At 64.8% G+C, this 25,271-nt stretch carries 16 protein-coding genes; 4 read left to right on the top strand and 12 right to left on the bottom strand.

Translation table 11 applies throughout. The annotated features are described in order from the left end of the window. Nucleotides 1-59 precede the first annotated feature (59 nt). The gene (locus CHB69_RS14160; RefSeq protein WP_170935566.1) at nt 60-1,637 is read right to left on the bottom strand and encodes a TonB-dependent receptor plug domain-containing protein; all 1,578 of its coding nucleotides are present in this window, start codon (nt 1,635-1,637) and stop codon (nt 60-62) included. Nucleotides 1,638-1,936: 299 nt separating this feature from the next. Between CHB69_RS14160 and CHB69_RS14155 the strand changes: the two genes are divergently transcribed. From CHB69_RS14155 to CHB69_RS14140, 4 genes are all read left to right on the top strand, one after another. Beyond that, on the top strand, nt 1,937-2,971 hold the full coding sequence (locus CHB69_RS14155) for a LacI family DNA-binding transcriptional regulator (RefSeq protein WP_089216659.1): 1,035 nt from the start codon (nt 1,937-1,939) through the stop codon (nt 2,969-2,971). A 154-nt stretch (nt 2,972-3,125) separates the two neighbouring features. Further along, entirely contained in the window at nt 3,126-4,625 is a 1,500-nt protein-coding gene (locus CHB69_RS14150; RefSeq protein ID WP_089216658.1) for an MFS transporter, read from the top strand. A 256-nt stretch (nt 4,626-4,881) separates the two neighbouring features. Beyond that, the gene (locus tag CHB69_RS14145; RefSeq protein ID WP_089216657.1) at nt 4,882-7,209 is read left to right on the top strand and encodes an arylsulfatase; all 2,328 of its coding nucleotides are present in this window, start codon (nt 4,882-4,884) and stop codon (nt 7,207-7,209) included. 92 nt (nt 7,210-7,301) lie between these two features. Beyond that, nucleotides 7,302-7,673 carry a DUF1622 domain-containing protein gene (locus tag CHB69_RS14140; protein WP_089216656.1) on the top strand — a complete coding sequence of 124 codons (372 nt, stop codon included), beginning with the start codon at nt 7,302-7,304 and terminating at the stop codon, nt 7,671-7,673. Nucleotides 7,674-7,735: 62 nt separating this feature from the next. Here CHB69_RS14140 and sciP read toward each other — a convergent pair whose 3' ends face one another. From sciP to CHB69_RS14090, 11 genes are all read right to left on the bottom strand, one after another. Next, nucleotides 7,736-8,023 (bottom strand): CtrA inhibitor SciP, encoded by a 288-nt coding sequence (gene sciP / locus CHB69_RS14135; RefSeq protein WP_089216655.1) that lies wholly within the window; start codon nt 8,021-8,023, stop codon nt 7,736-7,738. A 151-nt stretch (nt 8,024-8,174) separates the two neighbouring features. After that, nucleotides 8,175-9,092 (bottom strand): ROK family protein, encoded by a 918-nt coding sequence (locus CHB69_RS14130; RefSeq protein WP_170935565.1) that lies wholly within the window; start codon nt 9,090-9,092, stop codon nt 8,175-8,177. A gap of 174 nt (nt 9,093-9,266) precedes the next feature. Next, nucleotides 9,267-11,600, bottom strand: a complete 2,334-nt coding sequence (locus CHB69_RS14125) for a GH92 family glycosyl hydrolase (protein ID WP_089216674.1) — start codon at nt 11,598-11,600, stop codon at nt 9,267-9,269. Nucleotides 11,601-11,614: 14 nt separating this feature from the next. Next, nucleotides 11,615-13,048: a glycoside hydrolase family 125 protein gene (locus CHB69_RS14120; RefSeq protein ID WP_089216673.1), complete on the bottom strand. Its 1,434-nt coding sequence runs from the start codon at nt 13,046-13,048 to the stop codon at nt 11,615-11,617. 14 nt (nt 13,049-13,062) lie between these two features. Continuing rightward, nucleotides 13,063-15,405: a GH92 family glycosyl hydrolase gene (locus CHB69_RS14115; RefSeq protein ID WP_425442429.1), complete on the bottom strand. Its 2,343-nt coding sequence runs from the start codon at nt 15,403-15,405 to the stop codon at nt 13,063-13,065. Nucleotides 15,406-15,427: 22 nt separating this feature from the next. Next, nucleotides 15,428-16,477 (bottom strand): glycoside hydrolase family 43 protein, encoded by a 1,050-nt coding sequence (locus tag CHB69_RS14110; RefSeq protein WP_089216654.1) that lies wholly within the window; start codon nt 16,475-16,477, stop codon nt 15,428-15,430. A gap of 109 nt (nt 16,478-16,586) precedes the next feature. Beyond that, nucleotides 16,587-19,595 (bottom strand): TonB-dependent receptor, encoded by a 3,009-nt coding sequence (locus tag CHB69_RS14105; RefSeq protein ID WP_245836806.1) that lies wholly within the window; start codon nt 19,593-19,595, stop codon nt 16,587-16,589. 95 nt (nt 19,596-19,690) lie between these two features. Then, complete coding sequence (locus CHB69_RS20175; protein ID WP_170935564.1) at nt 19,691-19,828, bottom strand: hypothetical protein; 138 nt, start codon at nt 19,826-19,828, stop codon at nt 19,691-19,693. A 42-nt stretch (nt 19,829-19,870) separates the two neighbouring features. Further along, nucleotides 19,871-21,817 (bottom strand): glycoside hydrolase family 2 protein, encoded by a 1,947-nt coding sequence (locus CHB69_RS14100; RefSeq protein ID WP_212541935.1) that lies wholly within the window; start codon nt 21,815-21,817, stop codon nt 19,871-19,873. Nucleotides 21,818-21,936: 119 nt separating this feature from the next. Next, the gene (locus CHB69_RS14095; RefSeq protein WP_089216653.1) at nt 21,937-24,297 is read right to left on the bottom strand and encodes a GH92 family glycosyl hydrolase; all 2,361 of its coding nucleotides are present in this window, start codon (nt 24,295-24,297) and stop codon (nt 21,937-21,939) included. Between the two features lie 26 nt (nt 24,298-24,323). Then, nucleotides 24,324-25,154, bottom strand: coding sequence for a class I mannose-6-phosphate isomerase (locus CHB69_RS14090; protein WP_089216669.1), 831 nt, complete (start codon nt 25,152-25,154; stop codon nt 24,324-24,326). Nucleotides 25,155-25,271: the final 117 nt, after the last annotated feature.

Below are 25,271 nucleotides of genomic sequence, written 5' to 3'. Positions count from 1 at the left end.
CGGCAACCGCATGGCTCTTCGTCGCCTCGATACAACTCTTCACTCGCCGCATCGCAAGGCTATGAAATTATGAACGATAATTTTGAATCAGACTCATAGAGATAGTCGTCGGGCACGCGCGTGTCGGCCGGATAATTGTTGCTGGTCAGCACATAACCGCGGTCGTCGAGGCTTTTCTTGCGGTCCGAATAATTGGCACCGACGCGCAGGCTGCGAAACGCGCCGTCGAATTCCTGCGTCGCCTGAAGGCGCAGCGACTTGAGCTCGTCCTTGATCTTCGGCGTGTTGACGAAACCGTCCTGGCAGTTGGGAACCGTCCCGCCGCAGCTGTTCCAGCCCTGCGGATCGGTGATCAGGAACAGGTCGGGATCGGCATAGTCGAGCGACGGGTCGAACAGGATGCCGCCGTTGGGGCGCATTTCGAAGCCGAGTGCGGTTTCGCGCGCGCCGACATTCTGGCCCCGGCCGGTGCCGAGATAGATTTCGAGATTTTCCTCGGTCTTCTTGAGGTGCGAATAGCCGAGGTCGAGTTCGAGCGTCAGCCGTTCATTGGGCTTGAACTTGGTGTTCCAGCCGCCGGCGAGGATCGTCGAGTTGCGATGGACGACGTCGTTGCGCATCACCGCCTCGGTCCCCGACCAGGTGCCCTTCGTCACCAGCCCGTCTTCGACCGTGAAGCCGGGGAGCAGCGTCGAATTGCCCCATGCGAGCGGGAATTCGATGCCGCGCAGGCGCTGATCGTCCTTGAACTTCGACCAATAGCCGTCGAGCGTCGTGTGCAGCCGGTCGCTGGGTTCCCATTCGAGGACCGCCATCACGCCGTCGCGCTTGAGCTCGTTCGACTTCACATAGGGCTTGGCGCCGCCGATGATGAAGGCGGTGTCCGTGCCGTCGGTGACCTCGGGATAGCCCCAGGCGTTGAAGCGCTCTTCGGCGGTCGGCGACTGCATACGCGCATAGCCGATCGCCCAGCCGAGCGTGCCGTCGGCATTCTGGTCGATATAGGAGATGTTGGCGCGATAGCCCTTGTTCGAAATATCGGGATTGAGCTGGCCGAGGTCGTTGACCTCGAAGCGCGCGCCGGCGGCGAGCGCGCGGCGGCCATAAGCGAGCGGGCGCACCGTCTGCATGTCGATCGTGCCGCCGAGCGCCTGCCCGATCAGCGATGCGTCGGGGGTCTTGTAGACGATGGCGCCGCTCAGCAGTTCCGATGGATATTGGTCGAGTTCGACGCCGCGGTTGTTGCTCGCCGAAACCTGTTCGCGCCCGTTGAGCAGCGTCGTGGTGAAGTCGGGGGCAAGGCCGCGGATCGACACGACATTGGCGCGGCCGTCGAGGCGCTGCGTCGCCAGGCCCGGCAGGCGCGACAGCGATTCGGCGATCGACTGGTCGGGCAGCTTGCCGATGTCTTCGGACGAGATGACCTCGACGATCGAGGTGTTGTCCTTCTTGGCCTTGACCGAATTGTTGATGGCGCTGCGGATGCCGGTGACGACGATGTCGCCGTCGGCGGGCGCTTCGTTTTCGGCGATAGCGCCGGGGTCCTGCGCCATCGCGGCGCGCGGCAAAAAGGTGGTGATGGCGAAGCCCAGCGCGATGGCGCTGGCACCGCGGCGAAGGCTGGCTGGCATGGTCATATCTGGCTCCCCTGGCTGCGATGGGACGATGTCTCGCGCAGCGGTGGGGGTTCGCGGAACCTTGGTCCGCGCGGCATCCTCACCCCTGCGTGGGTTTACCCATCTGCGGCCTCGCAATTGGAACCAATCGCCGCCGCCCGCCATAGGGTATACGTATACGCATATTATGCACGCCGAGCGCCTGTCGCCGAAAAGCCACAACGGCTCGCGGCCCGTCGCGCGGTCCGGCGCAAATTCTTGCGCGGCGGCGCCGAGCCGCTAATCTGGCCGCAAGGGGATGCCGCGGCAGGAGAGGGACAATGGGACGGCAGCCGTCGTCCAAGCCGACGTCGTTCGACATAGCCTATCTGGCAGGCGTATCGCAGCCGACGGTATCGCGCGCGCTGCGCGGCAGCAAATCGGTGAGCGCGGCGACACGCGCGAACATTGAGCGCATCGCGCGCGAGCTCAACTATACGGTCGACAAGAACGCCTCGAGCCTGCGGTCGCAGCGCACGCACACGATCGCCTTGCTCTTCTTCGAGGACCCGACCCCCGACGAATCGATGATCAACCCCTTTTTCCTGTCGATGCTGGGGTCGATCACGCGCCAGTGCGCGCTGAGGGGCTATGACCTGCTCATCAGCTTTCAGCAGATGCACAGCGACTGGCACGTCGATTATCAGGACAGCCACCGTTCGGACGGGATCATCCTGCTGGGTTATGGCGACTATCAGCTCTATCGCGCCAAGCTCGAGCATCTGGTCGAGATGGGGACGAAATTCGTGCGCTGGGGATCGGTGTCGAAGGACAGCATCGGGCTGACCGTCGGCTCCGACAACATCGGTGCCGGCGAGCAGGCTGGCGCGCATTTCATCGAGATCGGCCGGCGGCGCATCGCCTTCCTCGGCGACGCGTCGGACCATGCCCCCGAGTTCCAGGACCGCTACACCGGCCTCTGCCGCGCGATGTGCGCCGCCGGAATCGACCCCGACCCGGCGCTGCAGCATGGTGCGGTGTCGTCGGAGGAATCGGGCTATGCCGCGGCGCGCGCCTTGCTCGCGGGCGGCCACGCCTTCGACGCGATTTTCGCCGCGAGCGACCTGATCGCGATCGGCGCGATGCGCGCGCTGACCGAGGCGGGGCTGCGCCTGCCGCACGACGTCGCGATGATCGGCTTCGACGATATTCCCTCGGCCAGCCTGACCTCTCCTACTCTCACGACGCTGATGCAGGACATGAAGGGTGCGGGCGAGCTGCTCGTCGATGCGCTGCTCCGCCGCATCGACGGCGAAACGGTCGAGCCGAGCGTGCTGCCCGCACGGCTGATCAAGCGGCAGAGCACGGCGGTTTAGCGTTCGGCGGCGCTTTTCAGGGCTTCCCCAGCCCCGTGGGCCGCCTTTGCGTATTCGTATACGTGAACCACGCCGCTTGCCCCCGCCCCGCGCACGCGGCAAAGCTTTCCGGATGACGAGAGCCGTCCGAGCGGCCGTTTGGGGAGAGCGCGAGATGGAAAAGCCACGGCAAGGTTTCGCCGGCCTGTGGAACATCAGCTTCGGTTTTTTCGGCATCCAGATCGGCTTCGCGCTGCAGAATGCCAATATGAGCCGCATCTTCCAGTCGCTGGGCGAGGATATCGAAAAGCTGCCCGGCCTGTGGGTCGCGGCGCCGCTTACCGGTTTGCTCGTCCAGCCGGTCATCGGCCATCTGAGCGACCGCACATGGCTCGGGCGCCTCGGCCGCCGGCGCCCCTATTTCCTCGCCGGTGCTATCCTCGCCGCGATCGCGCTGTTCGCGATGCCCGAAAGCCCGTCGATCTGGTTCGCCGCGGTGATGCTGTGGCTGCTCGACGCCTCGCTCAACATCTCGATGGAACCCTTCCGCGCCTTTGTCGGCGACATGCTGCGCAAGGACCAGCACAGCGCGGGCTATGCGGTCCAGACCGCCTTCATCGGCGCCGGCGCGGTCGTCGGCTCGCTCTTTCCCTCGGTCATGGAGGCGTTCGGGGTCGCGAATGTCGCACCGCCGGGCCAGATCCCCGAGACGGTGCGCTATGCCTTCTGGTTCGGGGGCGCGGCGCTGCTGCTGTCGGTCTTGTGGACGGTGGTCTCGACCGACGAATATGACCCCGCCCGCATGGCGGCCTTCGAAACCGCGGGCGATGCGGTCGAACTGCCGCCGATGCGCGCGCTCGCCTCGCACAGCTATGCGGCGAGCTTCGGATGGATCGCCGCGGGGGTTGTCGTCGCGCTCGTTCAGATACGCCTTGGCCTGCTGCGCGAAGTGCTGCTGCTCGGCGCGCTGCTGGCCGGCTATGGCCTCGCCTCGATGCTCGCGATCGCGCTCGCTCGTCGCGGCAGCAGTACCAATATGCTATCGAGCATCGTCGGCGATTTTTCGGGCATGCCGGCGCTGATGAAGCGCCTCGCGATCGTGCAATTCTTCAGCTGGTCGGCCCTGTTCGTCATGTGGATCAACACGACCCCGATCGTCGCCCAATATCATTATGGCACCCGCGATGCCGCGAGCGCCGCCTATCAGGAGGCGGCCAATTGGGTCGGCGAACTTTTCGCGATCTACAACGGCGTCGCGGCGATCGCGGCGCTGACCCTGCTCCCCTGGCTCGCGCGCCGGCTGGGACAGGCGCGCACGCATATGACCGGCCTTGCCTGCGGCGCTGCCGGCTATGCGAGCTTCTTCGTGCTGCGCGACCCGATGCATTTGATCGTCAGCGAAATCTTCATCGGCATCTTCTGGGCGTCGGTGCTCGCCATGCCCTATGCGATCCTCGCTTCCAGCCTGCCGCAGGCCAAGCTTGGCGTCTATATGGGCCTGTTCAACGTCTTCGTCGTGATCCCCCAGCTGCTGGTCGCGACAGTGATGGGATCGGTCATGCAAGCCTTTTTCCCGGGCGAGCCGATTTACACCATGGCGTTCGCGGCCGTGACGCTGATGGTCGCGATGATCGCCATGACAAGCGTCGCCGCGATGCTCCCCCGGCGCGATTGATCCGCCACCGGCCGGCGCCTGCCGAAAAACCCGCGGTCGCGCACGCAACCGCCCCGGGGGCCGGGCCCGGCCCTCGACCGTTATCTCCTGCTTTCCAGCCGCGGTTCCTGCCCTCTCAGGCCATCCCCGTGTCCATCTAGGGAGTCCCCCCGATGGCGATCATCGGGGGCTTGGCGATGCTGGTGGGACAGGAGTCTCCCCTCCGCCGCGAGTCGGTGACGTTTCCTGCAACCAACCCAACGCATGGAGGCCAGCTGTGGCAGAGAAAGAATTCAAGGGCGTCATCAAGCTCGATGTGCGCGATTCCACACCCGATTGGGGTCCTTTCACCCCTCCGATGCCTCCCAAGGATGCACCGAATATCCTGATCGTTCTGTATGACGATACCGGGCAGGCCGCCTGGTCACCCTATGGCGGCGCGATCAACATGCCGACCCTGCAAAAGCTGGCGGACAACGGGCTGACCTATACGCAATGGCACACCACCGCGCTCTGCTCGCCGACGCGTTCGACCTTCCTGACCGGGCGCAACCACCATCTGTGCGGCATGTCCTGCATCACCGAAGGCGCTCAGGGTTTTCCGGGCTGGAGCGGCCGCCTGCCCGAGAATGTCATGTCGATCGGCTATATGCTTCAGGGCAACGGCTATTCGACATTCTGGCTGGGCAAGGAGCATAACGTCCCCGAACAGGATATCTGCTCGGGCGGCGTGCGCTCCGAATGGCCGCTGCAGCAGGGCTTCGACCGCTTCTATGGCTTCCTTGGCGGCGAGACGAACAACTGGTATCCCGACCTGGTCGAGGATAACGGTTTCATCGACCAGCCCTATGGCCCCGAAGACGGCTATCATCTTTCCAAGGATCTGGCCGATCAGGCGCTGCGGATGATCCGCGATCAAAAGGCGAGCAATCCGTCGAAGCCGTGGTTCATGTGGTTCTGCCCCGGCGCAAACCACGCCCCGCACCATTCGCCCAAGGAATATGCCGACAAATATAAGGGCAAGTTCGACGAGGGCTATGACGCCTATCGCAAATGGGTGGTGCCGCGGATGATCGAAAAGGGTCTGTTGCCCGCCGACACCAGGATCGAGGATTTCAATTTCCTGCCCGACGAGATCGCCAACAAAGGCGATTTCGTGCGCCCGTGGGACGAGCTCAACGATCAGGAGAAGAAGCTCTTTGCGCGCATGGCCGAAGTCTATGCCGGCTTTTCCGAATATACCGACGCCCAGGTCGGCCGGATTATCGACTATCTGGAGGAAAGTGGCCAGCTCGACAATACGATCATCTTCTATTGTTCGGACAATGGCGCGTCGGGCGAGGGCAGCCCGAACGGTTCGGTCAACGAGAATAAATTCTTCAACAACTATCCCGATACGCTCGAGGAAAATCTCAAATATATCGACGTGCTCGGCGGGGTGGAAACCTACAACCACTATCCGACCGGCTGGGCCGCGGCCTTTTCGGCGCCCTACAAGATGTTCAAGCGCTATTCGGAATATGCCGGTGGCACCTGTTGCCCGTTGGTGATCCACTGGCCCAAGGGCATCAAGGCGAAGGGCGAGGTGCGCAATCAATATCACCACAGCACCGACATCGTGCCGACGATCCTCGAATGCATCGGTGTCGAAATGCCCGAGACCTTCCGCGGCGTGAAGCAGCATCCGCTGTCGGGCGTGTCGATGAAATACAGCTTCGACGCCAAGCCCGACGCGCCGACGCAGAAGAAGAAGCAATATTATGCGATGCTCGGCACGCGCGGCATGTGGGCCGACGGCTGGAAGGCGGTCGCGCTGCACGCGCCGCTGACGAGCAAGGGCCATTTCGATCAGGACGAATGGGAGCTTTACAACACCGACAATGACCGTTCCGAAACGGTGAATCTTGCCGACAAGCATCCCGAAAAGCTCAAGGAACTCGTCGATTTGTGGATGAAAGAGGCCGAGGAAAACAACGTCCTGCCGCTCGACGACCGCACCGCCGCCGAACTGCTCGGCGTCGAACGGCCGTCCACCGAGCCGCCTCGCCAGCGTTATATCTATTATCCGGGAACCTCGCCGGTGCCCGAGGGAGTGGCGGTCAACGTCCGCGGACGGTCGTACAAGATCATCGCCGACGTCGAATTGACCGACAAGAGCGAAGGCGTGATCTTCGCCCATGGCTCGCGCTTCGGCGGGCACTCGCTGTTCATCAAGGACGGCAAGCTACACTATGTATACAACTTCCTCGGCATCAAGCCCGAACAGAAGTTCGTCTCGGGCAAGCTGACGCCCGGCAAGCACACGCTCGGCATGGAGTTCATCCGCGAAGGCCAGGGTGAATATGGCGAATCGCTCGGCAAGACGACGCTCTATGTCGACAGCGAAGCGGTCGATGACGGCGACATGAAGACGCAGCTCGGCAAATTCACCCTGTCGGGCGACGGCCTTTGCATCGGGCGCGACAGCGGCGATGCGGTGAGCGAGGAATATAGCTCACCCGGCGAGTTCAAAAATGGTCGCATCTTTGGCGTCGCGGTCACCGTGGAAGAGACGCAATATCTCGACCTCGAAAAGCTCGCCGCCGCCGCGATGGCGGTCGACTGAGCCAAAAAGGCAAAAGGGGTGCGGCCGGCCGGCGACGGCCGGCCGCAAATTTGCCGCGCCCGCTATTCGACAAGCACATGGAGTAGTCCTGCATGGAAGAAATCGACATCCTCGCCGAATATGTCGCGATCGGGGTGAATATCCTGGCTATCGCGGCGATCGCGGTGGGGTCGATCCAGGGCGCGGTCGGACTCGCGCGCGGGTTGCTGACCAATGCGAGCGAGGATGATCTGCGCCCCGTCTGGCTCGCCTTCGGGCGCTGGCTGGTCGCGGGCCTGACCTTTCAGCTCGCCTCCGACATCGTCGAAACGACCTTCGCGCCGACGTGGGACGACATCGGCAAGCTCGGCGCGATCGCGGTGATCCGCACCTTCCTCAACTATTTCCTGAACAAGGACATGAACGAGCTGCGCGAGCGCGGCCGCGAGGAAGCGAGGGAGGGCCGGGCCGAAAAACGGCCATGAGCCTCTAACCAAAGGCAACTATCGGCACGGGGCGGCGGCCAAGGCCGCGCCCCGTTGTCCGATCAATGACTCAGCTTCTCGCGATAATATTGCACGCGCGTCGCGCGCAGCGCGGGCATACCGAGCTGGTCGTATGCGCGTTGCCACGAGGCGAATTCCTCGATGCTGAGATTATAGCGTTCGCACGCCTCGTCGATCGTGATCAGCCCGCCTTCGACTGCGGCGACCACTTCGGCCTTGCGGCGGCTGACCCACCGCCGCGTGTTGCGCTTCGGCAAATCCCTGAGCGTCATAATGCTGCCGGTCGGCCCGACGATTGATGCGGGCCGGATCTTCTGTTGTTCGAGCACCACGAACCTCCGTTCGCGCGGCCCCGCGCCGCGAAGTGCCCCCTCGAATTCCCGGGTTCCGGTCTAAACAATCGTCGTAAAGAAAGGATTAGGATCGCCCGTCCGCCCGTCGCAGGAGCGGCACATTCCGCCGCACCCCCCAAGCCAAAGGTTAACGAAGCTGCGCCGCATCCATCGCCAGCGCCACCGCGCCGAGCGGCCCGGCGAGCGTGCCGAGCGCAGGCGCGACGACATAGGGACCGTCGCCCGGCAGCCGCATATAGCCCGCGAGGCTTGCCTCCACGCCGGCGTTGATCCGCGGCAGCAGATGCGGCTGGCCCGCGATCACGCCGCCGCCCATCGCGACGCGTATCGGCCCGGTGGTCACCGCGAGCGCATGGATCATCACCGACAGGCTGTTCACCACCGGGTCCCAGACCGGATCGTCGGCGGCGACGTCGGACAGGTGGCGCGCGCCGACCCGCGCCTTGACCGCGGTGCCCGAAGCGAGGCCCTCGACGCAATCGTCGTGAAAGCGGCAGACGCTTGGCGCATCGTCGCCGGGCAGGCGCGGGACGCGGATGTGGCCGATCTCGCTGTGGCTGAAGCCGCGCGTCGGGCGGCCGTGAACGATCAGGCCGACGCCGACCCCGGTGCCGACGGTGACATAGGCGAAATCGCCGAGCCCGTGCCCGCTGCCCCAGCGAATCTCGGCGAGCGCCGCGCCGTTGACGTCGGTGTCGAAGCCGATCGGAACGTCATAGGCGGCGCGCAGCGGGCCGAGCAGATCGGCGCCCTCCCAATCGGCCTTGTTCGTCGCGCCGACGCGGCCATAGTCACCCGCGCCCGGATCGAGCTGCAGCGGGCCGAAGGCGGCAACGCCAAGCCCGCAGAAGCCCGGGCCCGCCGCCCAGCCGTCGAGCACCGCCTTGATCGCGGGGAGCGTTTCCCAGGGCACGGTGGTCGCGATCGTCCGCTGGCCGCGAATATCGTCGGGGCCGGCCGCGAGGGTGCAGATACATTTGGTGCCGCCGAGTTCGACGCCGGCGAACAGCTGCGCGCCGTCGCGCCCGGATGTCACATCTTCCATCAGCGCGCCCCCCTCACCCGGCGACCGCCTGTTGTGGAGGGTGCCGCCGAACGGTGCAAGGCCGAAAGCGAACAGGATATTGTGCGCGGCGGTAGCGGGGAGGCATGGGTCACTAAATAGTCCATTCTTATCATTTTTTTCGGTTCGTATGTCCGGGTCTGTATCGGCTGCGGCTCAGCTCGGCGTCGCGCCGAACGACGGTGGCCGGTCGCGCTTCGCGGTGCCGAAGTCCGACGGCTTCGCGCCCATTTCAAAGACGAGTTCGCCGCCGTCGATCAGGTCGGCGTGCGCGATCCAGTTCCGGCTCCACGGCTTGCCGTTCCAGCGCACCGACTGGACATAGGGCCGGTCGGGCGCATTATTTTCGGCGCGGACGGTCAGCATCCTGCCCGCGCCCACGCGGACTTCGGCGACGTCGAACAGCGGCGAGCCGAAGACATAGACGCCGCTCACCGGGTCGACCGGGTAAAAGCCGAGCGCCGAGAGGATGAACCACGCGCTCATCTGGCCGCAATCGTCGTTACCGATCACCCCGTCGGGGTCGTTCCGGTACATTTCGGTCAGCAGCCGCCGCACCATCGCCTGTGTCTTCGCGGGCGCGCCGCAATAGGCATAGAGATAGGCGACATGGTGGTTCGGCTCGTTGCCATGCGCATATTGGCCGACGAGACCCGAAATGTCGGGCGGCGCGTTGTCGGGCAAGGTCGAGGGGCCGTTGAACAGCGCGTCGAGCTGTTTCTCAAACGCCGCATCGCCGCCGAAATGGTCGATCAGCCCATAGACGTCATGCTGGTTGAGGAAGGTCGCCTGCCAGCCGTTCGCTTCGGTATAGTCGCGCCACTTGCCCGTATCATGCCCGATCTGGATCGGATCATAATCCTTCCACCAGCTGCCGTCCTTGAAGCGCGGGCGCGCGAAGCCGGTCCTGGCGTCGATGACGTTGCGATAGTTGCGCGAACGCTCGCGCAGCGCCGCCGCATCCTCCTTCGCGCCGACCGCGTCGGCGAGATGCGCCATCGCCCAGTCGTCATAGGCATATTCCTGCGTCCGGCTGACCGATTCCCACACCTCGTCGCACGGGATATAGCCGAGGTCGTAATAGAAGCCCCGGCCCAATGTGCTGTCGATATCCTTGTAATCGCGGTCGAAAGCGCGGCGGCGGATGGCCGGCCAGGCGGCGGCATAGTCGGCGGCAATGCCCTTGGCGTGCGCCTCGGCGAGCACCGAGACGCCGTGCCAGCCGATCATGCATGCGGTCTCGACGCCCTGCAGCGGCCAGACGAGCGGGCCGGCGGGGCTCTGCGCGGTCTGGCGGCAGATGTCGCGGGTCAAGAGCGCGGCGCGATCGGGGTCGATCAGGGTCAGCAGCGGGTGCAGCGCGCGATAGGTATCCCACAGCGAATAGGTGCTGAACGCCTCCTCGCCCTTTGGCGCATGATGCACCGCGCGGTCGAGCCCGACATAGCGGCCGTCGCGGTCGGTGAAGAGCGTCGGCGCGAGCTGCGCATGATAGAGCGCGCTCGCGAGGATTATGCGCTGGTCCTCGGTGCCGCCCGCGACGCGGAATCCATCGAGCGCCTTCGCCCAGCTGCCGCGCGCCGCCTTGACCGCGCCGTCGAAATCCCACGCCGGAACTTCCTGCGCCAGCGCATCGCGCGCGCCCTTCACATCGACCGCCGAAAGCCCCGTCTTGATCAGAATCGGCGGGCCACCGGCATCGTCGAAGAAGAAAGCAACCTTGAGCTTGTTGCCCTTGATCGACGTCGCGCCGTCGGGCGCGGGCTTGCCGTCGTCGCCGAAAAATTGCACCCGGTCGGGGCGGCGCGACATCTGCATCGCGAAATGGATATGGCGGCCCTTCGCCCAGCGGTTGACCTGGCGGCTGCCGGTGAGTGTGCCGTCCTCGCCCAAATCGAGCGAGGCGTTTTCGACGACGATGCCTTTGTCCCAATCATCCTCGATCGCGTGCGCGAAGTCGATCAGGATATGCCCCGGCCCCTGCCCGAAACGATAGCGGTGCAGCCCGCAGCGCTCGGTCACGGTGAGCTCGGCGAGCACGCCCGATTCGAGCTTGACGCGGTAATAGCCGGGCTCGGCATGTTCGTCCGAATAGCGCTGGCGATAGCCCTCGTCGGGATTGTCGGTCGAACCGGGTTGAAGCTTCAGCTCCTGCCGCGTCGGCACCACGAGGATGTCGAGCATGTCGCCGATCCCCGTCCCCGACAGATGGGTATGGCTGAACCCCATGATCGAGCCATCCTTCTGATGATAGCCCGAGCAGGCGTCCCAGCCGTGGGTGTTCGTATCGGGGCTCAATTGCGCCATGCCGAAGGGGAGCGAGGCGCCGGGGAAGGTGTGCCCGTGCCCGCCCGTGCCGATGAAGAGATTGGGTTTGCCCGCGCCGAGCGTCGCGTCGCCCGCGAGGCGCGAGCAGCCGACAGGGAGTGCGGAGCCGAGCGTGAGCAGGCCGGTGGTGGCGAGAAGCTGGCGGCGGCTGGTCGTGGTCATCGAACGCGCTTCCATCACAGCGGCCGTGCCAGCAGCGCGGGGTGCTTGTCCGCGACCTCGACGATCAGCTGCCCGAACAGCGCATTCGCCCAGGCGAACCAGCTGCGCGTGAATTTCCCGGGATCGTCCTTGTGGAAGCTCTCGTGCATGAAGCCGGTGCCGCCATGCGTGCCCTTCAGCCAGCGCAGACACTCAAGGATCGTCGCATCATCATCGGCGTTCATCGCGCGGGTGATGATCGACATCGGCCAGATCATGTCGAGCCCGATGTGCGGCCCGCCGATCCCCTCGGCCGCCGTCCCCTTGAAGAAATAGGGATTGCGCTCGCTCCACGCGAGATCGGCGGTGCGGCGGAACAGCGGGTCGTTCCGGTCGACGACGCCGATCAGCGCGAGGCCCGACAGGCTCGGCACATTGGCATCGTCCATGAAGACATGGTTGCCAAAGCCGTCGATCTCATAGGCCCATACCTGACCGCCCTTGCCGTCGTCGATCAGCGCATGCGCCTTCAGCGCCGCCTCGACCTCGGCGGCGAGCGCTTCGGCGTCGGTTGCCGCTGCCGCGTCGCCGCGCGCTTCGCGGTGGACCTCAGCGACCTTGCGCAGCACCGACACCGCGAACAGGTTCGACGGGATCAGGAAGGGATAGAGGCAGGCGTCGTCGGACGGGCGGAACATCGAGTGGATCAGCCCGATCTTCTTCGTCGGCCGGCCATAGCCGCCGAGCATCAGACTGTCCGACGGCTGGAGCGCGGGGCGCTGGAAATGATAGGGGCCGGGGCCGTCCTTGCGCTGCTGCACGCGGAAGGTCTGGACCGCGAGTTTCATCGCGCGCGACCATGTGTCGTCGAAGGGTGCCTTGTCCTTCGTGCGCGTCCAATATTCGTGGCTGAGGCGCATCGGATAGCAGAGCGAGTCGATCTCCCACTTCCGCTCGGCGACGCCGGGCTTCATGTCGGTCTGGTCGGTCTCGGACCATTCGAGCTTCGACGGCGCGCCCGGGTCCTTGTCGAAGGCATTGGCATAGGGGTCGATCAGGATGCAGCGCGCCTGGCGCTGGATCAGCCCCTGGAACAGCCGCTTGAGCTTAGCGTCTTTCGTGACGAGGTGGATATAGGGCTGCACCTGCGCCGAGCTGTCGCGCAGCCACATCGCCTCGATATCGCCGGTGATGACGAACGTGTCGGGACGGCCATCGAGCGTGTCCGTCTGGACGGTCGTGTCGAGCGTGTTCGGGTAGCAATTCTCGAACATCCACGCGAGTTCGGCGTCGGCGATCTTCGCCTTCACGCGCGCGATTTCGGCTTCGATCGCGGGACTGGTGAAATTGCGCGCAGCCGGCGCCGGGCGCTTGCTTGCGAAGGAGGCGGCGCGCGCGGCGGTGGGGATGGCGGCCGACAGCGCAAGTGCTCCGGCCCCGGCCATGATTTCGCGGCGGTTGGGGGTCATCATCGTCTCCGGCATCAGTTGGGCGCGCTCAGCGAAAAGGGCGCGGCGGCGGGGTCGCTCGCCCACGCCTTGTTCGGCTGCGGCCCCATGACGAAGGTCAGCGTGCCGCCCTGTGACAGCGCCTTGTGCGTCAGATAGGCCTTGGTTACGGGCTTGCCGTTGAGCGTCACCGACTGGACATAGACGTTCGCGGCGCTGTTGTTCTGCGCCTCGATCGTCAGCGGCTTGCCGTTTGGCATCGTCAGGGTGACCGCACGGAACAGCGGGCTGCCGATCGCATATTCACCGGTCGCGGGCGCCACCGGATAGAAGCCCAATGCCGAGAAAACATACCAGGCCGAGGTCTGGCCATTATCCTCGTCCCCCGGATAGCCGTCGGGCGCCGACGAATAGAGCTTTGCCATGATGTCGCGGACATGCTGCTGCGCCTTCCACGGCGCCCCCGCCCAGTCATAGAGATAGGGCATGTGCTGGATCGGCTGGTTGCCATGGGCATATTGCCCCATGTCGACGATCTGCATCTCGCGGATCTCGTGGATCACCTGGCCGTAATAGCTTTCGTCGAAGATCGGCGGGGTGGTGAAGATCGAGTCGAGCCGCTCGACGAACCTGTCGCGCCCGCCCATCAGCTCGATCAGCCCGTGGACGTCCTGCATCACCGCCCAGCTATAGTGGAGCGCATTGCCCTCGGTGAACGCATCGCCCCATTTATAGGGGTTGAAGGGCGTCGCCCATGAGCCGTCCTGATTGCGACCGCGAATCCAGCCGCTCTCGCTGTCATAGAGCTTGCGATAGTTGAGCGCGCGCGCGGCATATTTCTTGGCATCGGCCTCCTTGCCGAGCGCCTGCGCAAGCCGCGCGATCGAGAAATCGGCGGTCGCATATTCGAGTGCGCGCGCGGCGTTTTCGTTGATCCCGACGTCATAGGGAACATAGCCGAGCCGGTTGTAATATTCGGCGCCCTCGCGGCCGACGGCGCTCACGACATTCCCCTTCTTGTCAGTCGGGCGCCCTTCGCTCGTCGTCGCGTTCTTGACCATCGCTTCGTACAGGGTTTCGGCGTCGAAACCGCGCACGCCATTGATATAGGCGTCGGCGATCAGATTGGCCGAGTTCGACCCGATCATCACGTTGCGATAGCCGGGGCTCGCCCATTCGGGGAGCCAGCCGCCTTCCTTGTAGGTGTTGACCAGCCCCTGCATGATCCGGCTGTCGAGGTCGGGATACATCAGCGCGAAGAAGGGAAAGACTGCGCGCCACGTGTCCCAGAAGCCGTTGTCGGTGAACATATAGCCGGCATGGACCTTGCCGTCGTAGGGGCTGTAGTGGACGATCTTCCCCGTCGCATCCTCTTCATAAAAGGCGCGCGGGAATTGCAGCATCCGGTAGAGCGCCGAATAGAAGGTGCGCGCATCGTCCTTGTCGCCGTCGTCGATGCGGATGCGCGACAGCTCCTTTTCCCAAGCCGCCTTGGCCTTCGCCTTCGTCGTGTCGAAATCGTCGTCGCCGATTTCGGTGCGCAGGTTGCGCAGCGCCTGTTCGGGGCTGATGAAGGACGAGGCGACGCGGACGTGGACCTGTTCGCCCTTCTTTGTCCTGAAGCTGACGACCGCGCCGACATGGTCGCCCTCGCGCGAGGCCGCGTTCGTCGGCGCCTCGTCGCCGGCCCAGGTGCGCGCGAGGGTGAAGTCGCGATCGAACTCGGCGACGAAATAATTGTGGAAATTGTCGGGAACGCCGCCGTGGTTGTTGCGGACATAGCCGGTGATGCGGCGGTTCGCCGTATCGACCTTGACCATCGACCCGCCCGTGAGCCCGTCGAGCAGGATGTGCGCATCGTCGCTTTCGGGGAAGGTGAAGCGGAACTGCGCCGCGCGCATCGTCGGCGCGACTTCCGCCGTCACATCATAGTCGGCGAGATAGACCTTGTACGAATAGGGCCGCGCCTCTTCGGCCTTGTGGCTGAACCAGCTGCCGCGATCGGCCTGTTTCACCTTGACCGGGCCGGTTTCCGCCATCAGCGCGAAGGCGGCATAATCGTTCATCCACGGGCTCGGCTGGTGCGTCTGCTTGATCCCGTTGATCTTTTCGCCGTCATAGGTGTAGCCCCAGCCGCTGCCGGGATCGTCGGCAGTCACCGGGGTCCAGCTGTTCATCCCGAACGGCACCGTCACCGCGGGATAGGTGTTGCCGTAGGACAGGCGGAAGCTCGAATCGGTGCCCATCAGCGGGTTGACGAGATCGACGAGCGCGCCCTGCGCCGCCGCGTCCTGAGCCAGCGCCGCAGGCGTGCCGATGCTGCCGAACAGAAGCGCGCCTGCCGCGGCGCCGAGCGCGATGCGCCTGATCGTCTTCACGTCATTTCTCCCCTTTTTCCCGTCATTGCGCCAGCGGGCGCGGCTCCACGCCCTCGTTGGTCATCTTTACCGGCGCGATCGTGCCGTCCGGATTGAAGATCATGCGGTCGATCGCGAGCTGGCGGTGCTCGCCCCTGTCGTCGCCGAGCGGGCGGCGGTGATAGGCGATATACCAGTCGTCGGTGCCAGGCACATTGACCACCGAATGATGCCCCGCGCCGCGCGCGATATGGAAATCCTGCTCGAGAATCTTGCCCATCGGCTTGAACGGGCCGGTCGGCGATGGCCCCATCGCATAGGCGACCGAATAGTCGGGGCCGGTCCAGCCGCCTTCCGACCACATCAGATAATAGACGCCCTTGCGCTTCACCACGAAGCTGCCCTCGACATAGCCGGGGGGCGTGATTTCCTTGAAAGTCTCGCCGTCGGGGAAAGGTTCGATGGAGGTCAGATCGTCGCCGAGGCGCACGACGTTGCAGTGACCCCAGCCGCCATAATAGAGATAATATTGCCCGTCGTCGTCGTGGAAGACGAACTGGTCGATCGGCTGCGCGCCGTTGTGGAACTGGCCGATCAGCGGCTTGCCAAGCGCGTCCCTGAACGGCCCCGCGGGATTGTCGGCGACCGCGACGCCGATGCCGCCGGGCTGGTCGTTCGACTGAATATCGTTGGCGCCGAAGAAGAGATAATATTTGCCGTCCTTCTCGATCGCCGACGGCGCCCACACCGCATAGGCCGCCCAGGCGACGTTTGCGACGTCGAGCACATGCTCGTGCTTCGTCCAGTGGACGAGGTCGGGCGAGGAAAAGGCGTTGAAGAAGGTCTGGATATAATAGGAAGGCCGCAGCGCCTTCTGCCCGCGCAGCCTTTGCTGCTCTTCGCTGAAATGCGGCGAAACGTCGGGCGTTTCGGCATGATCCGAATAGGTCGGATAGATCCAGTAACGATTCCCGAACCGCCGGATTTCGGGATCGGCGTACCAGCCCGGCACGATCGGATTTTCGGCCCGCGCCGCGCCGCCGGCGAGCAAGGCCGCGGCGATGGTCAGCGATGTCAGCCAGCGGCGTGTCATGTCGCGCCTCCCCTGTCTTCTTGCCTATAGGCCCTCGCGCGCCCCGGAAAAATATGGGTGGCTCCTTGCGGAGCCACCCGAGGGGGAGTTCGATGGGCTTCGGCCCGCATCAGAATTTGTAGGACAGGCCCACATAGGCGCGGCGGCCGAAATAATTGGCGCGATAGAAGCGCGCGTCGGTGTCGTTGCCGAGATGCTGGCGCTCCTCCGATTTGGTGAGGTTGATGATCGAGGCGGTGAGCACCACCCCATTGTCCCACAGCTCGTAGGAGGCGTTGAGATCGACCTGCTCATAGGGCTCGGTATAGACGTTGAGTCCCGACTGGAGCCCTTCGACGACCTCGCCGCGGCGGTTGTAGGACGCGCGGATCAGGAAGCGGTCGGTTTCGTAGAAGACCGAGGCGTTGACCTGCGTCTTGGCGCTGCCGACGAGCGGCGAGCGGCCGACCGTTTCGCCGTCGAGCGTGATGTCGGCGACCGACGTGTCGTTATAGGTGAAGTTCACCTGCGCGCCGAGGCCGAAGTCGAACGTATGCTGAGCATAGAGTTCGATGCCCTGCGACACCGCGTCCGATCCGTTGGCGATCGTCGAATAGGGCTGGATCAGCACCTGTTCGCCGGCGACTTCGCGCGTCACGTCGAGGACGAGCGGGACAACGAAGTTCGACACGTCCTTGCGGAACAGGCTCGCGCCGAGCACCGAGCCGCGGTCGAAATACCATTCGACGCCAAGGTCGTATTGCCATGCCTCGAACGGCGCGAGGTCGGCATTGCCGCCGCTGCCCGACCAGCCTTCGAACTCGCCGAACTGACCGCGATCGAAAGCATAGGCCGCCGAGCGATAGGTCAGCGAACGCCGCGACCCGAGATCGTTGAACGACGGACGCGAAATCACCTTGGCGACCGCACCGCGGATCACGATGTCGGGGGTGACCTCGTAAACGAGGTTCAGGCTCGGGAGCCAGTCGGTGTAGCTCTTCGACTGGTCGATCGGGACGTTGACGATTTCCTCGCGCTGGTCGAGCGGCAGCACCTGGCAGTTGCCGTCGGGACCGATCGGCACATTGGGGTCCATCGGGCCGCCCGGCCCATCGACGCAATAATCGTTCAGATATTGCAGGCGATCCGAGGTGATGCCCGACTGTTTGGTATTCGCGACGCGCAGGCCGATATTGCCGCGGAGCGGGCCGCTTTCGAAATCGGCCTGCACATAGCCCGCGAACACCCGCTCGCCGAGGTCATAGATATTGTCCTCTTCGAGCACGCGCACCGAGGGACCGTAGGTCGTGTTGATGTAATCGAGATAGCGCTCGAAATTGATGCCCGGATAGACGTTGGCGCTGAAGCCGCCGGCGATATTGCCGATCGGCTGGTCATAGAAATATTCGGGCCGCGCGACCGCACCCTCGGGCGTGTCCTGATAGCGCAGCTCGGTCGCGGGATCGGCGTACCATTCGTTGCGGCCGGTTTCGCGGTGGATGCTCATGTCGCGCCACTTGCCGCCGACGCGCAGCGCGCGCAGGAAGCCGTCGAAGTGACGGACCAGGTCGAGCTGGGCATAGCGCTGCGACAATTCGCTGTTCGTGAAGCCCGACCCGGTCGAGCCGACGTCGATCTGCGCGATGCCGTTCTTGATATTGTCCTGCAGCTCGGGCGAGAATTCCATGCTGAGATTGCCGTTCGTGAAATCCCAGCCGCTGAAGAAATTGCCGTTCTGCTCCTGCCCGGTGATCGTCAGGCGCGGCTTCGAGGCGACGCCGAAGCGCATCGACGGGCCGCCGGTCGCCTTGGTCTTGCCGACCTTGAACACCGCATCGAAGCTGTCGGTGTTCCATTCGACCTCGGTTTCGAAGGTGTTCGACACCTGCTTTTCGCGGCTGTAGGAGCCGGCGATCTGCGGCGTCTCCATCGTACAGGGCGGCGAATTGGCGAGGCATTCGGTGCCCGCGGCGGGAACCTCGAAATTCGCCGACTGGAAGATGGTGCCGCTTTCATCGAAGGTCGGGCCGGTGAAGAAATTGCCATAGCCCCATTCGGGGATCTTCAGCACATTGCTTTGCCAGTTGCTGCTATATTCGAAGCGGAAATAGTTCGAGGTGACGGTCAGATTGTCGAACGGGCGCATCTGCGCGGTCGCCTGGATACCGAGCCGCTTGCGGTCCTGCGTGAAGACTTCCTCATTGACCGACTGCGGTGCCCAATAGCCCGAATAATGCGTGCCGTCGCGCGTCGTCACGCCTTCGCCCGGCCAATAGGAAATCGCGTCGTCATTTTCGAACGGGTTGCCGTTGGCATCGACCGCCGGCGTCAGGACATTGCCGTCGGCGTCGCGGTCGCTCCACCAGCGCCAGGTTTCGGTATAGCCACGCAGCTCGCGGTTCGACCGTTCCTGATAGGTCGCACCGACCAGGAAGCCCAGGCGCTCGCTGGGGTCCTTCCACGAAATCTGGCCCGCGATCTGCGGGTCGAATTTCTCGGTCGTGTCCGAATAGGTGCCCTCGGCCGAGACGAAGCCCGACCAGGCCGGCAGGTCGAACGGGCGCCGCGTGTTGAGGATGACGGTGCCGCCAACGCCGCCTTCCTCGAGCCGCGCTTCGGACGATTTATACACTTCGGTGCTGGCGATGAAGTTCGACGGCAGCAGCACATAGTTGAACGAGCGCTGCGGATCGCCGCTGTCGGCGCCGGCGATGAAATTGCCGTTGAGCAGCGTCAGCGTAAGGTCGGGCTTGAGGCCGCGGATGCTGACCCGGCTGCCCTCGCCGCCGTCGCGGGTGATGATCACGCCCGGAACGCGCTGGAGCGCGTCGGCGACATTCTTGTCGGGGAATTTGCCGATATCCTCGGCGGTGATGACCTCGATCAGCGCGTTCGAGTCGCGCTTTTGCTCGAGGCTCTTTTCGATCGATTCGCGATAGCCGGTGACGACGATCGCGTCGCCGGGCGCGCCGGCCGCATCGTTCGACTGCACCTGCGCGTCGACTTGCGCGCCATCGGCGGTCTGCGCCTGCGCCGGAACCGCGCACAGGCCGGCGACGGCCCCCGCAGTCAGCATCAGGCCGCGCACGATCTGCTCGCGGCTGCGCCCCTTCGACGAATGGATTTGTCCTGCGCCCATCTGTTCATCCTCCCTGTTCGAGGGGCTCTGCGCCCCCGCTCGTTGCCCGGTGCCAGCTACCACCGGTTCGGCCCATCGGGTCCGTCGACCCGTATTCAGAATATAAAAAATAATTTGTCAAATAAATCTTTTCGCGACATCGGCGATGCGGTGAAACGCACGCAAACTGCGGTAAAGCCGGCCTTTTTGGCTCTACCGCGCTGCTGCTCCGGCATCGCCGCAAAGCGACTCACCCGGCGTGTGAGGCAAAATTGCAACGCGGCGGCGGGGAGGACTCAGTCGCCCCTTCCGTCCTGCCAGAGCGGTGCCGCGATTTTCGCCAGCGCTTCGGGCGGCGCCTTGGGCACCGCGCGGTCATAGGTCAGCAAGCCGTTGATCTCGTCCTCGACATCGCTCGTCTGCGTATAGACCGCGGCGCTGAGCCCGGCCTCCTTCACCTGGCGGATCACGCCCTCGAGCTTCTTGCGGAAGCGGTCGAGATAGTCGGCCGGCTCGCGGGCGACCTGATAGCTCCAATTGCCCTTGCCGGGCCGCCAGATATGGCCTTCGACCGGGAAGCCGACGCCGCCATATTCGCCGAGCACGATCGCGCGCCGCGACTGGTGGCGGGGGGTGTTCGGCACATCTTCATAGGTGTGGATGTCGAGCACGTCCGACGCCTCGGGCGCGACGTCGAGCCAGCCCGAGGTCGCATCGACGAGCCGCGACGGGTCGAGCCCCTTGACCAAGCGCGCGAGCGTCGCGGCGTCATATTGCCCCCAACCCTCGTTGTTGACGACCCACATCACGATCGACGGAAAGGCGCGAAGTTCGCCGATCATTTCGGCGAGTTGCTTCTGCTGTTCGGCCATCGTCTCCGACGGGAAGACCGCCTGATACTGGCTCGTCCCCGCGAGATAATGATCCTCGCCGCCGCCCGAGGGCATGTCCTGCCAGATCAGCATCCCCAGCCGGTCGGCGTCGTAATAATAGCGCGCGGGCTCGACCTTGATATGCTTCCTCAGCATATTGAAGCCCGCTTTTTTCAGGAAGACGATGTCGCTCGCCATCGCTTCCTCCGACGGCGGCGTATAAAGCCCGTCGGGCCACCAGCCCTGATCGAGCACGCCGCTTTGAAACAGCGGCTCGTTGTTGAGCAGGATCGCCGGCTGACCCTCGACGCGGCCCGGTCCGACCGAAATCTTGCGCATCGCGAAATAGGCCTCGGCCGTGTCGCGCGGCGCGCCCGCGACCTCGGCCTTCGCATAGACCCGCCGTTCATGGCCGGTGAAGCGCGAATCATAGGCCTTGCGGTCGCGCTCCTTCTCGCCCGCATAGGGATCGCGCACCGTCACCAGCTCGGCCTTGAGATCGTAAAGGAAGGGATCATCGGGCGACCAGAGATGTGCATTCGGGATCGCAAGGCTGGCGCGGCGGTTGGCGCGCACGATCGTCGAGGCGATCGCCTTGCCGCCTGCGCTCGCGGTGAGCCGCACCGCATCCGTGTCGCCCGCCCATCCGCTCAGCGCGACCGCGACGTCGACGGTGCCGCGGTCGATGTCGGGCGTCGCGCGCACCTCGGCAATATGGAGTTGGGGGACGGGTTCGAGCCACACCGTCTGCCAGATGCCGCTGACCGCAGTGTACCAGATGCCGGCGGGGTCGAGGATCTGCTTGCCGCGCGGCTGCATTCCCGCGCTCGTCGGGTCGGTCACCTCGACGACGAGCTCGTTCGCGCCGGCCTTCAGATAGGGGGTAATATCGAAGCCGAAGGCGTCGAAGCCGCCCTTGTGCGCGCCGACGACCGATCCGTTGACGCGCACCACCGTTTCATAATCGACCGCGCCGAAGTTGAGCATGATATGCTCGCCCTGCCAGCCCGCAGGGACGGTGAAGCTGCGGCGATACCAGATGCGATCCTCCGGCGTGACCTTGCGCTGGGCGCGCGACAGCTTCGATTCGACCGGGAAGGGGACGAGTATCTGTCCGTCCATCCGCGCCGGCTGCGCATCGCCCTTGGGCGCGATCGCATAGTCCCAAAGGCCGTTGAGGTTGAGCCAGCGCTCACGCTTCAGCTGCGGGCGCGGATAGCTGCGCCACGCATTCGCGGGCGTCACTTCCTTGCCCCAGCGCGTCATCAGATCGCTCGTATAGACGGCATCGGCGGGAGGCGCGGCCCCCTGTGCCGAGGCCGCAACAGGCGCGAAGGCGAGGCAGGTGGCGAGGAGAAGCGAGCGGCGCATGGGACGGGTCTTTCCTTGGAACGGCGGGTGGCGGGTGAGCCCGGGACCAGAGGGGGGGGTTAGCGGGTCCCGGGCTCGGCCTCCGCGCATGGTGCGGAGGATGTGGTCGGTGCGCGGCCTTAGCGGCGGCGCGACATCGACGGCGGCGCGGCGTCGGGCGCGGCGCCCCAGCTCTTGTTCGGCCTCGGCCCCATGGTGAAGACAAAGGTTGCGCCGTCCTTGATATCGTCGTGGCTGAACCACGGCCTGGTCCACGGCCTGCCGTTCAGCGTCGCCGACTGGATATAGACGTTCGCGGCCGAATTATTCTTCGCGACGATGCGCAGCGTCTTGCCGTTGCCCATGTCGAGGCTCGCGTCGTCGAAGAGCGGGCTGCCGATGATATAATGCTGGCTCGACGGGTCGACCGGATAGAAGCCGAGCGCACTCAGCGCATACCAGGACGAGGTCGCGCCCTGATCGTCCATGCCGGGATAGCCGTAGCCGCTCGCGTCGCTGCCATAGGTTTCGGCCAGAATGCGCCGCACAAGCGCCTGCGTCTTCCACGGCTGGCCGCTCCAGTTGTAATAATAGGGCGCCTGCTGGTCGGGCTGGTTGCCCTGCACATATTGGCCGATCACCCCCGTGCAGTCGCGGCAGATTCCGGTCGGATTATAGGGCCGGGTGAAAAATTGATCGAGCCTGGCGTTGAAGGCGTCGCGCCCGCCCATCAGCTCGATCAGCCCCTGCACGTCGTGCGGCACGAGCCACAGGGTCGACCAACCCGACGCCTCCTTCATCATGAAGTTGTAATAGGGCTCGGCCGGATCGAAGGGCGCGATCCACTGGCCGTCGTCGGTGCGGCCGCGGACGAAGCCGATCGACTTGTCGAAGACGTTGGCATAATTCCCCGCGCGCTTCAGGAACATCCGGTAGTCGGCATCCTTGCCGAGCTTCTTGGCGAACAGCGCGAGCGCATAATCGTCCCACGCATATTCGAGCGTCGTCGCCGCGCCCGCCTTGCCCCCGGCATAGGGCGGGCTGGGGTTGTGATCGGGGACGATGTCCGAAATCCAGCCGCGCTTCATATATTCGGCGAGATAGCCGCGCGGCCCCTTGGGATCGGTCGCATTCCTGCGCAGATAGTCATAGGCGGCTTCATAGTCGAACTCGATGCCGCGCTCCCACGCGCCGAGATAGAGGAACACCGCATTGTCACCGTGGAAGGAGGTGTTCATATACCCCTTCTCGCGCGCCATATCGAGTTCGGACGCCATGATATTCTTCACCGCCTCGGGCTCCATCAGCTCGAGCAGCACGATCTGGTTGCGCCCCGTGTCCCAGAAGGGAACCGGGCTGTAGCGGTCGTGCGCGGCGACCTGCACCTTGCCATTGGTGTCGGCGAATTTTTCGCCCTTTGCAGCGATCAGCCGTGGCGAAGCGAAAGACTGGAACAAGGTCGAATAGAAGAGCTTTCGCTGCTTTTCGCTGCCCCCCGTCACGCGGACGCGGTTCAGAAGCTGCGCCCATTCGCCGCGCGCGGCGGCGCGCACGCCGTCGAAATCCCAGCCGGGAATCTCGGCCTTCAATCGCTGTTCGGCCTGTTCGTAGCTGGTGCCGTGGGCCATCTTGACCAGCACCTGCTCGCCCGCCGCGGTCGCGAAATCGACATAGGCGCCGGCGTAGCTGCCCGACAGGCTGCACGCGCCGGGCTGGACGTCGCTGTTGCCGATGCCCCAGCCTTCATTGTCGCCGGGCGATTTGCGGAAGGTGCCGAGCTTTACGAAGGGCTTTGAAAATTCGGCGACGAACCAGGCGCCGTCGACGCCGCGGCTCTCGTTCGACCGGCCGCGGATCATGCGGTCGCCGACGATCTCGACCGTGCCGCCATGGCGCGGGAAGTTGACGATGACGTGCGCGCGCCGGCTTTCGGGGAAGGTGAAGCGCATCAGGCTTGCCCAGCGCGTCGCCGTAAGCTCGGCGCGAGTCCGGAAACTGTCGAGGAACACCGAATAATAGCCCGGCGCCGCCTTTTCGCGCGCCTTGTCATAATATGACTGGCTGTAGGCGGGGGGCGGCGACCAGTCGCCGACCACGGGCATGACGATCGGCTCGGCATTGCCGCCATAGGTCGGTCCGCCCCCGCCGGTGAAGCCGATCATCGTCGGATTGGTGTAATAATAGGGGACGGGCACGCCGTTCGGATATTGCAGTTCGATATTATTGTTGACCGGCGCCGCCTCGACCGAGCCGTGTGGCAGGCGCGCGCCCGGCGAGGTCTGCCCCGAATAGACGGGCTCGCCCGGCGGCGGCGCATTGCCGATCACCGCCGGATCGTCGAGCGGCGCGGTGCCGACGAGCGGATCGGCGAGATCGACCGGCGTAATCCCGCCGGTCTGTGCGGTAGCCGCCGAAGCGGCGAGCATAAGGGGCAGTATCGCCGCTCTCTTGCCCAGCCCCGCCCTGCCCGGCGCCCGCGCGCCGCCCCTGTCGTCGGTCATCTCGATCCTCCCTTTATTTTCTTGGTTCAGTCGCCGAGCCGCTGCGCGCCCGGATAGGCGAGCAGCAGGTCGGCATGGTCTTCGGCAACAAGGCGAACGGTGCCGGTGAGCGCCAGGCATTCGCCGGCCTTGAATTCGGTGCCGTCGGCTTCGCCGCTGCCGACGACCGGAATCAGCCAGGCGGTGAGGCCTTCGGGCAGGGTCAGCGTGCGATCGCCGCCGCCGAGCCGTTCGAGCACGAACTTCGGCCCTTCAACGAGGATGCTGCGGCCCTCTTCAACCTTGCCGGGCGAAGCATAGGGCACATAGGGCCGCGCGTCGGAGACCGCGACGCCGTCGTCCAGATGCAGCTCGCGCGGCCGGCCATAGTCGTAGAGGCGATAAGTGGTTTCGGAATTCTGCTGCACCTCGATCAAGGTGATGCCCGCGCCGATCGCATGGACCGTGCCCGACGCGGCGTAGAGGAAGTCCCCCGCCTTGACCGGCTTCCAGTCGAGCAACGCTTCGATGCTGCCGTCGAGCGCCGCGGCGCGCAGCGTTTCGGCATCGACCGGCCGCTTCGTCCCCGCCGCGATCGTCGAATCGGGTTCGGCACCCAGGATCAGCCAGCATTCATCCTTGCCGCGCGTCAGCCCACGCGCCTGCGCCTGCGCATCGTCGGGATGCACCTGCACCGACAGCTTCTCGCTGGTGAAAAGATATTTGATCAGCAGGTCCGGCGTGCTGTCACCCGGCGCCTGGAACCAGATTTCGCCCACCGGTTCGCCATCGGCCGGCGCGTCGGGAAACGGGCCCCACAGGCGCCGGCGCCCCCAGGGTTTTTCGACGCGATGGGTCGCTAGCAGCTTTGCCGGCACGACACTCTCCCTTTCGTCTTTCGGCGGTTCGTTGCGGGTGTGCGGCACCGCCGCCCGTCGGCGTTCCGACCCCGTTTTGCGCAAACCTGCCCCGCGCGCGGTCTTGCCGTCAAGACA

Source organism: Sphingopyxis indica, assembly GCF_900188185.1.
GTDB classification, from domain to species: Bacteria; Pseudomonadota; Alphaproteobacteria; order Sphingomonadales; family Sphingomonadaceae; genus Sphingopyxis; species Sphingopyxis indica.
This window is presented reverse-complemented; position numbering and strand designations above follow the sequence as displayed.

Bases quoted from the DNA above. Each gene is read 5' to 3' on its own strand.
- CHB69_RS14160 (WP_170935566.1), bottom strand. From the start codon at position 1,637: ATGACCATGCCAGCCAGCCTTCGCCGCGGTGCCAGCGCCATCGCGCTG.
- CHB69_RS14155 (WP_089216659.1), top strand. From the start codon at position 1,937: ATGGGACGGCAGCCGTCGTCCAAGCCGACGTCGTTCGACATAGCCTAT.
- CHB69_RS14150 (WP_089216658.1), top strand. From the start codon at position 3,126: ATGGAAAAGCCACGGCAAGGTTTCGCCGGCCTGTGGAACATCAGCTTC.
- CHB69_RS14140 (WP_089216656.1), top strand. From the start codon at position 7,302: ATGGAAGAAATCGACATCCTCGCCGAATATGTCGCGATCGGGGTGAAT.
- CHB69_RS14130 (WP_170935565.1), bottom strand. From the start codon at position 9,092: ATGGAAGATGTGACATCCGGGCGCGACGGCGCGCAGCTGTTCGCCGGC.
- CHB69_RS14125 (WP_089216674.1), bottom strand. From the start codon at position 11,600: ATGACCACGACCAGCCGCCGCCAGCTTCTCGCCACCACCGGCCTGCTC.
- CHB69_RS14120 (WP_089216673.1), bottom strand. From the start codon at position 13,048: ATGACCCCCAACCGCCGCGAAATCATGGCCGGGGCCGGAGCACTTGCG.
- CHB69_RS14110 (WP_089216654.1), bottom strand. From the start codon at position 16,477: ATGACACGCCGCTGGCTGACATCGCTGACCATCGCCGCGGCCTTGCTC.
- CHB69_RS14105 (WP_245836806.1), bottom strand. From the start codon at position 19,595: ATGGGCGCAGGACAAATCCATTCGTCGAAGGGGCGCAGCCGCGAGCAG.
- CHB69_RS14100 (WP_212541935.1), bottom strand. From the start codon at position 21,817: ATGCGCCGCTCGCTTCTCCTCGCCACCTGCCTCGCCTTCGCGCCTGTT.
- CHB69_RS14095 (WP_089216653.1), bottom strand. From the start codon at position 24,297: ATGACCGACGACAGGGGCGGCGCGCGGGCGCCGGGCAGGGCGGGGCTG.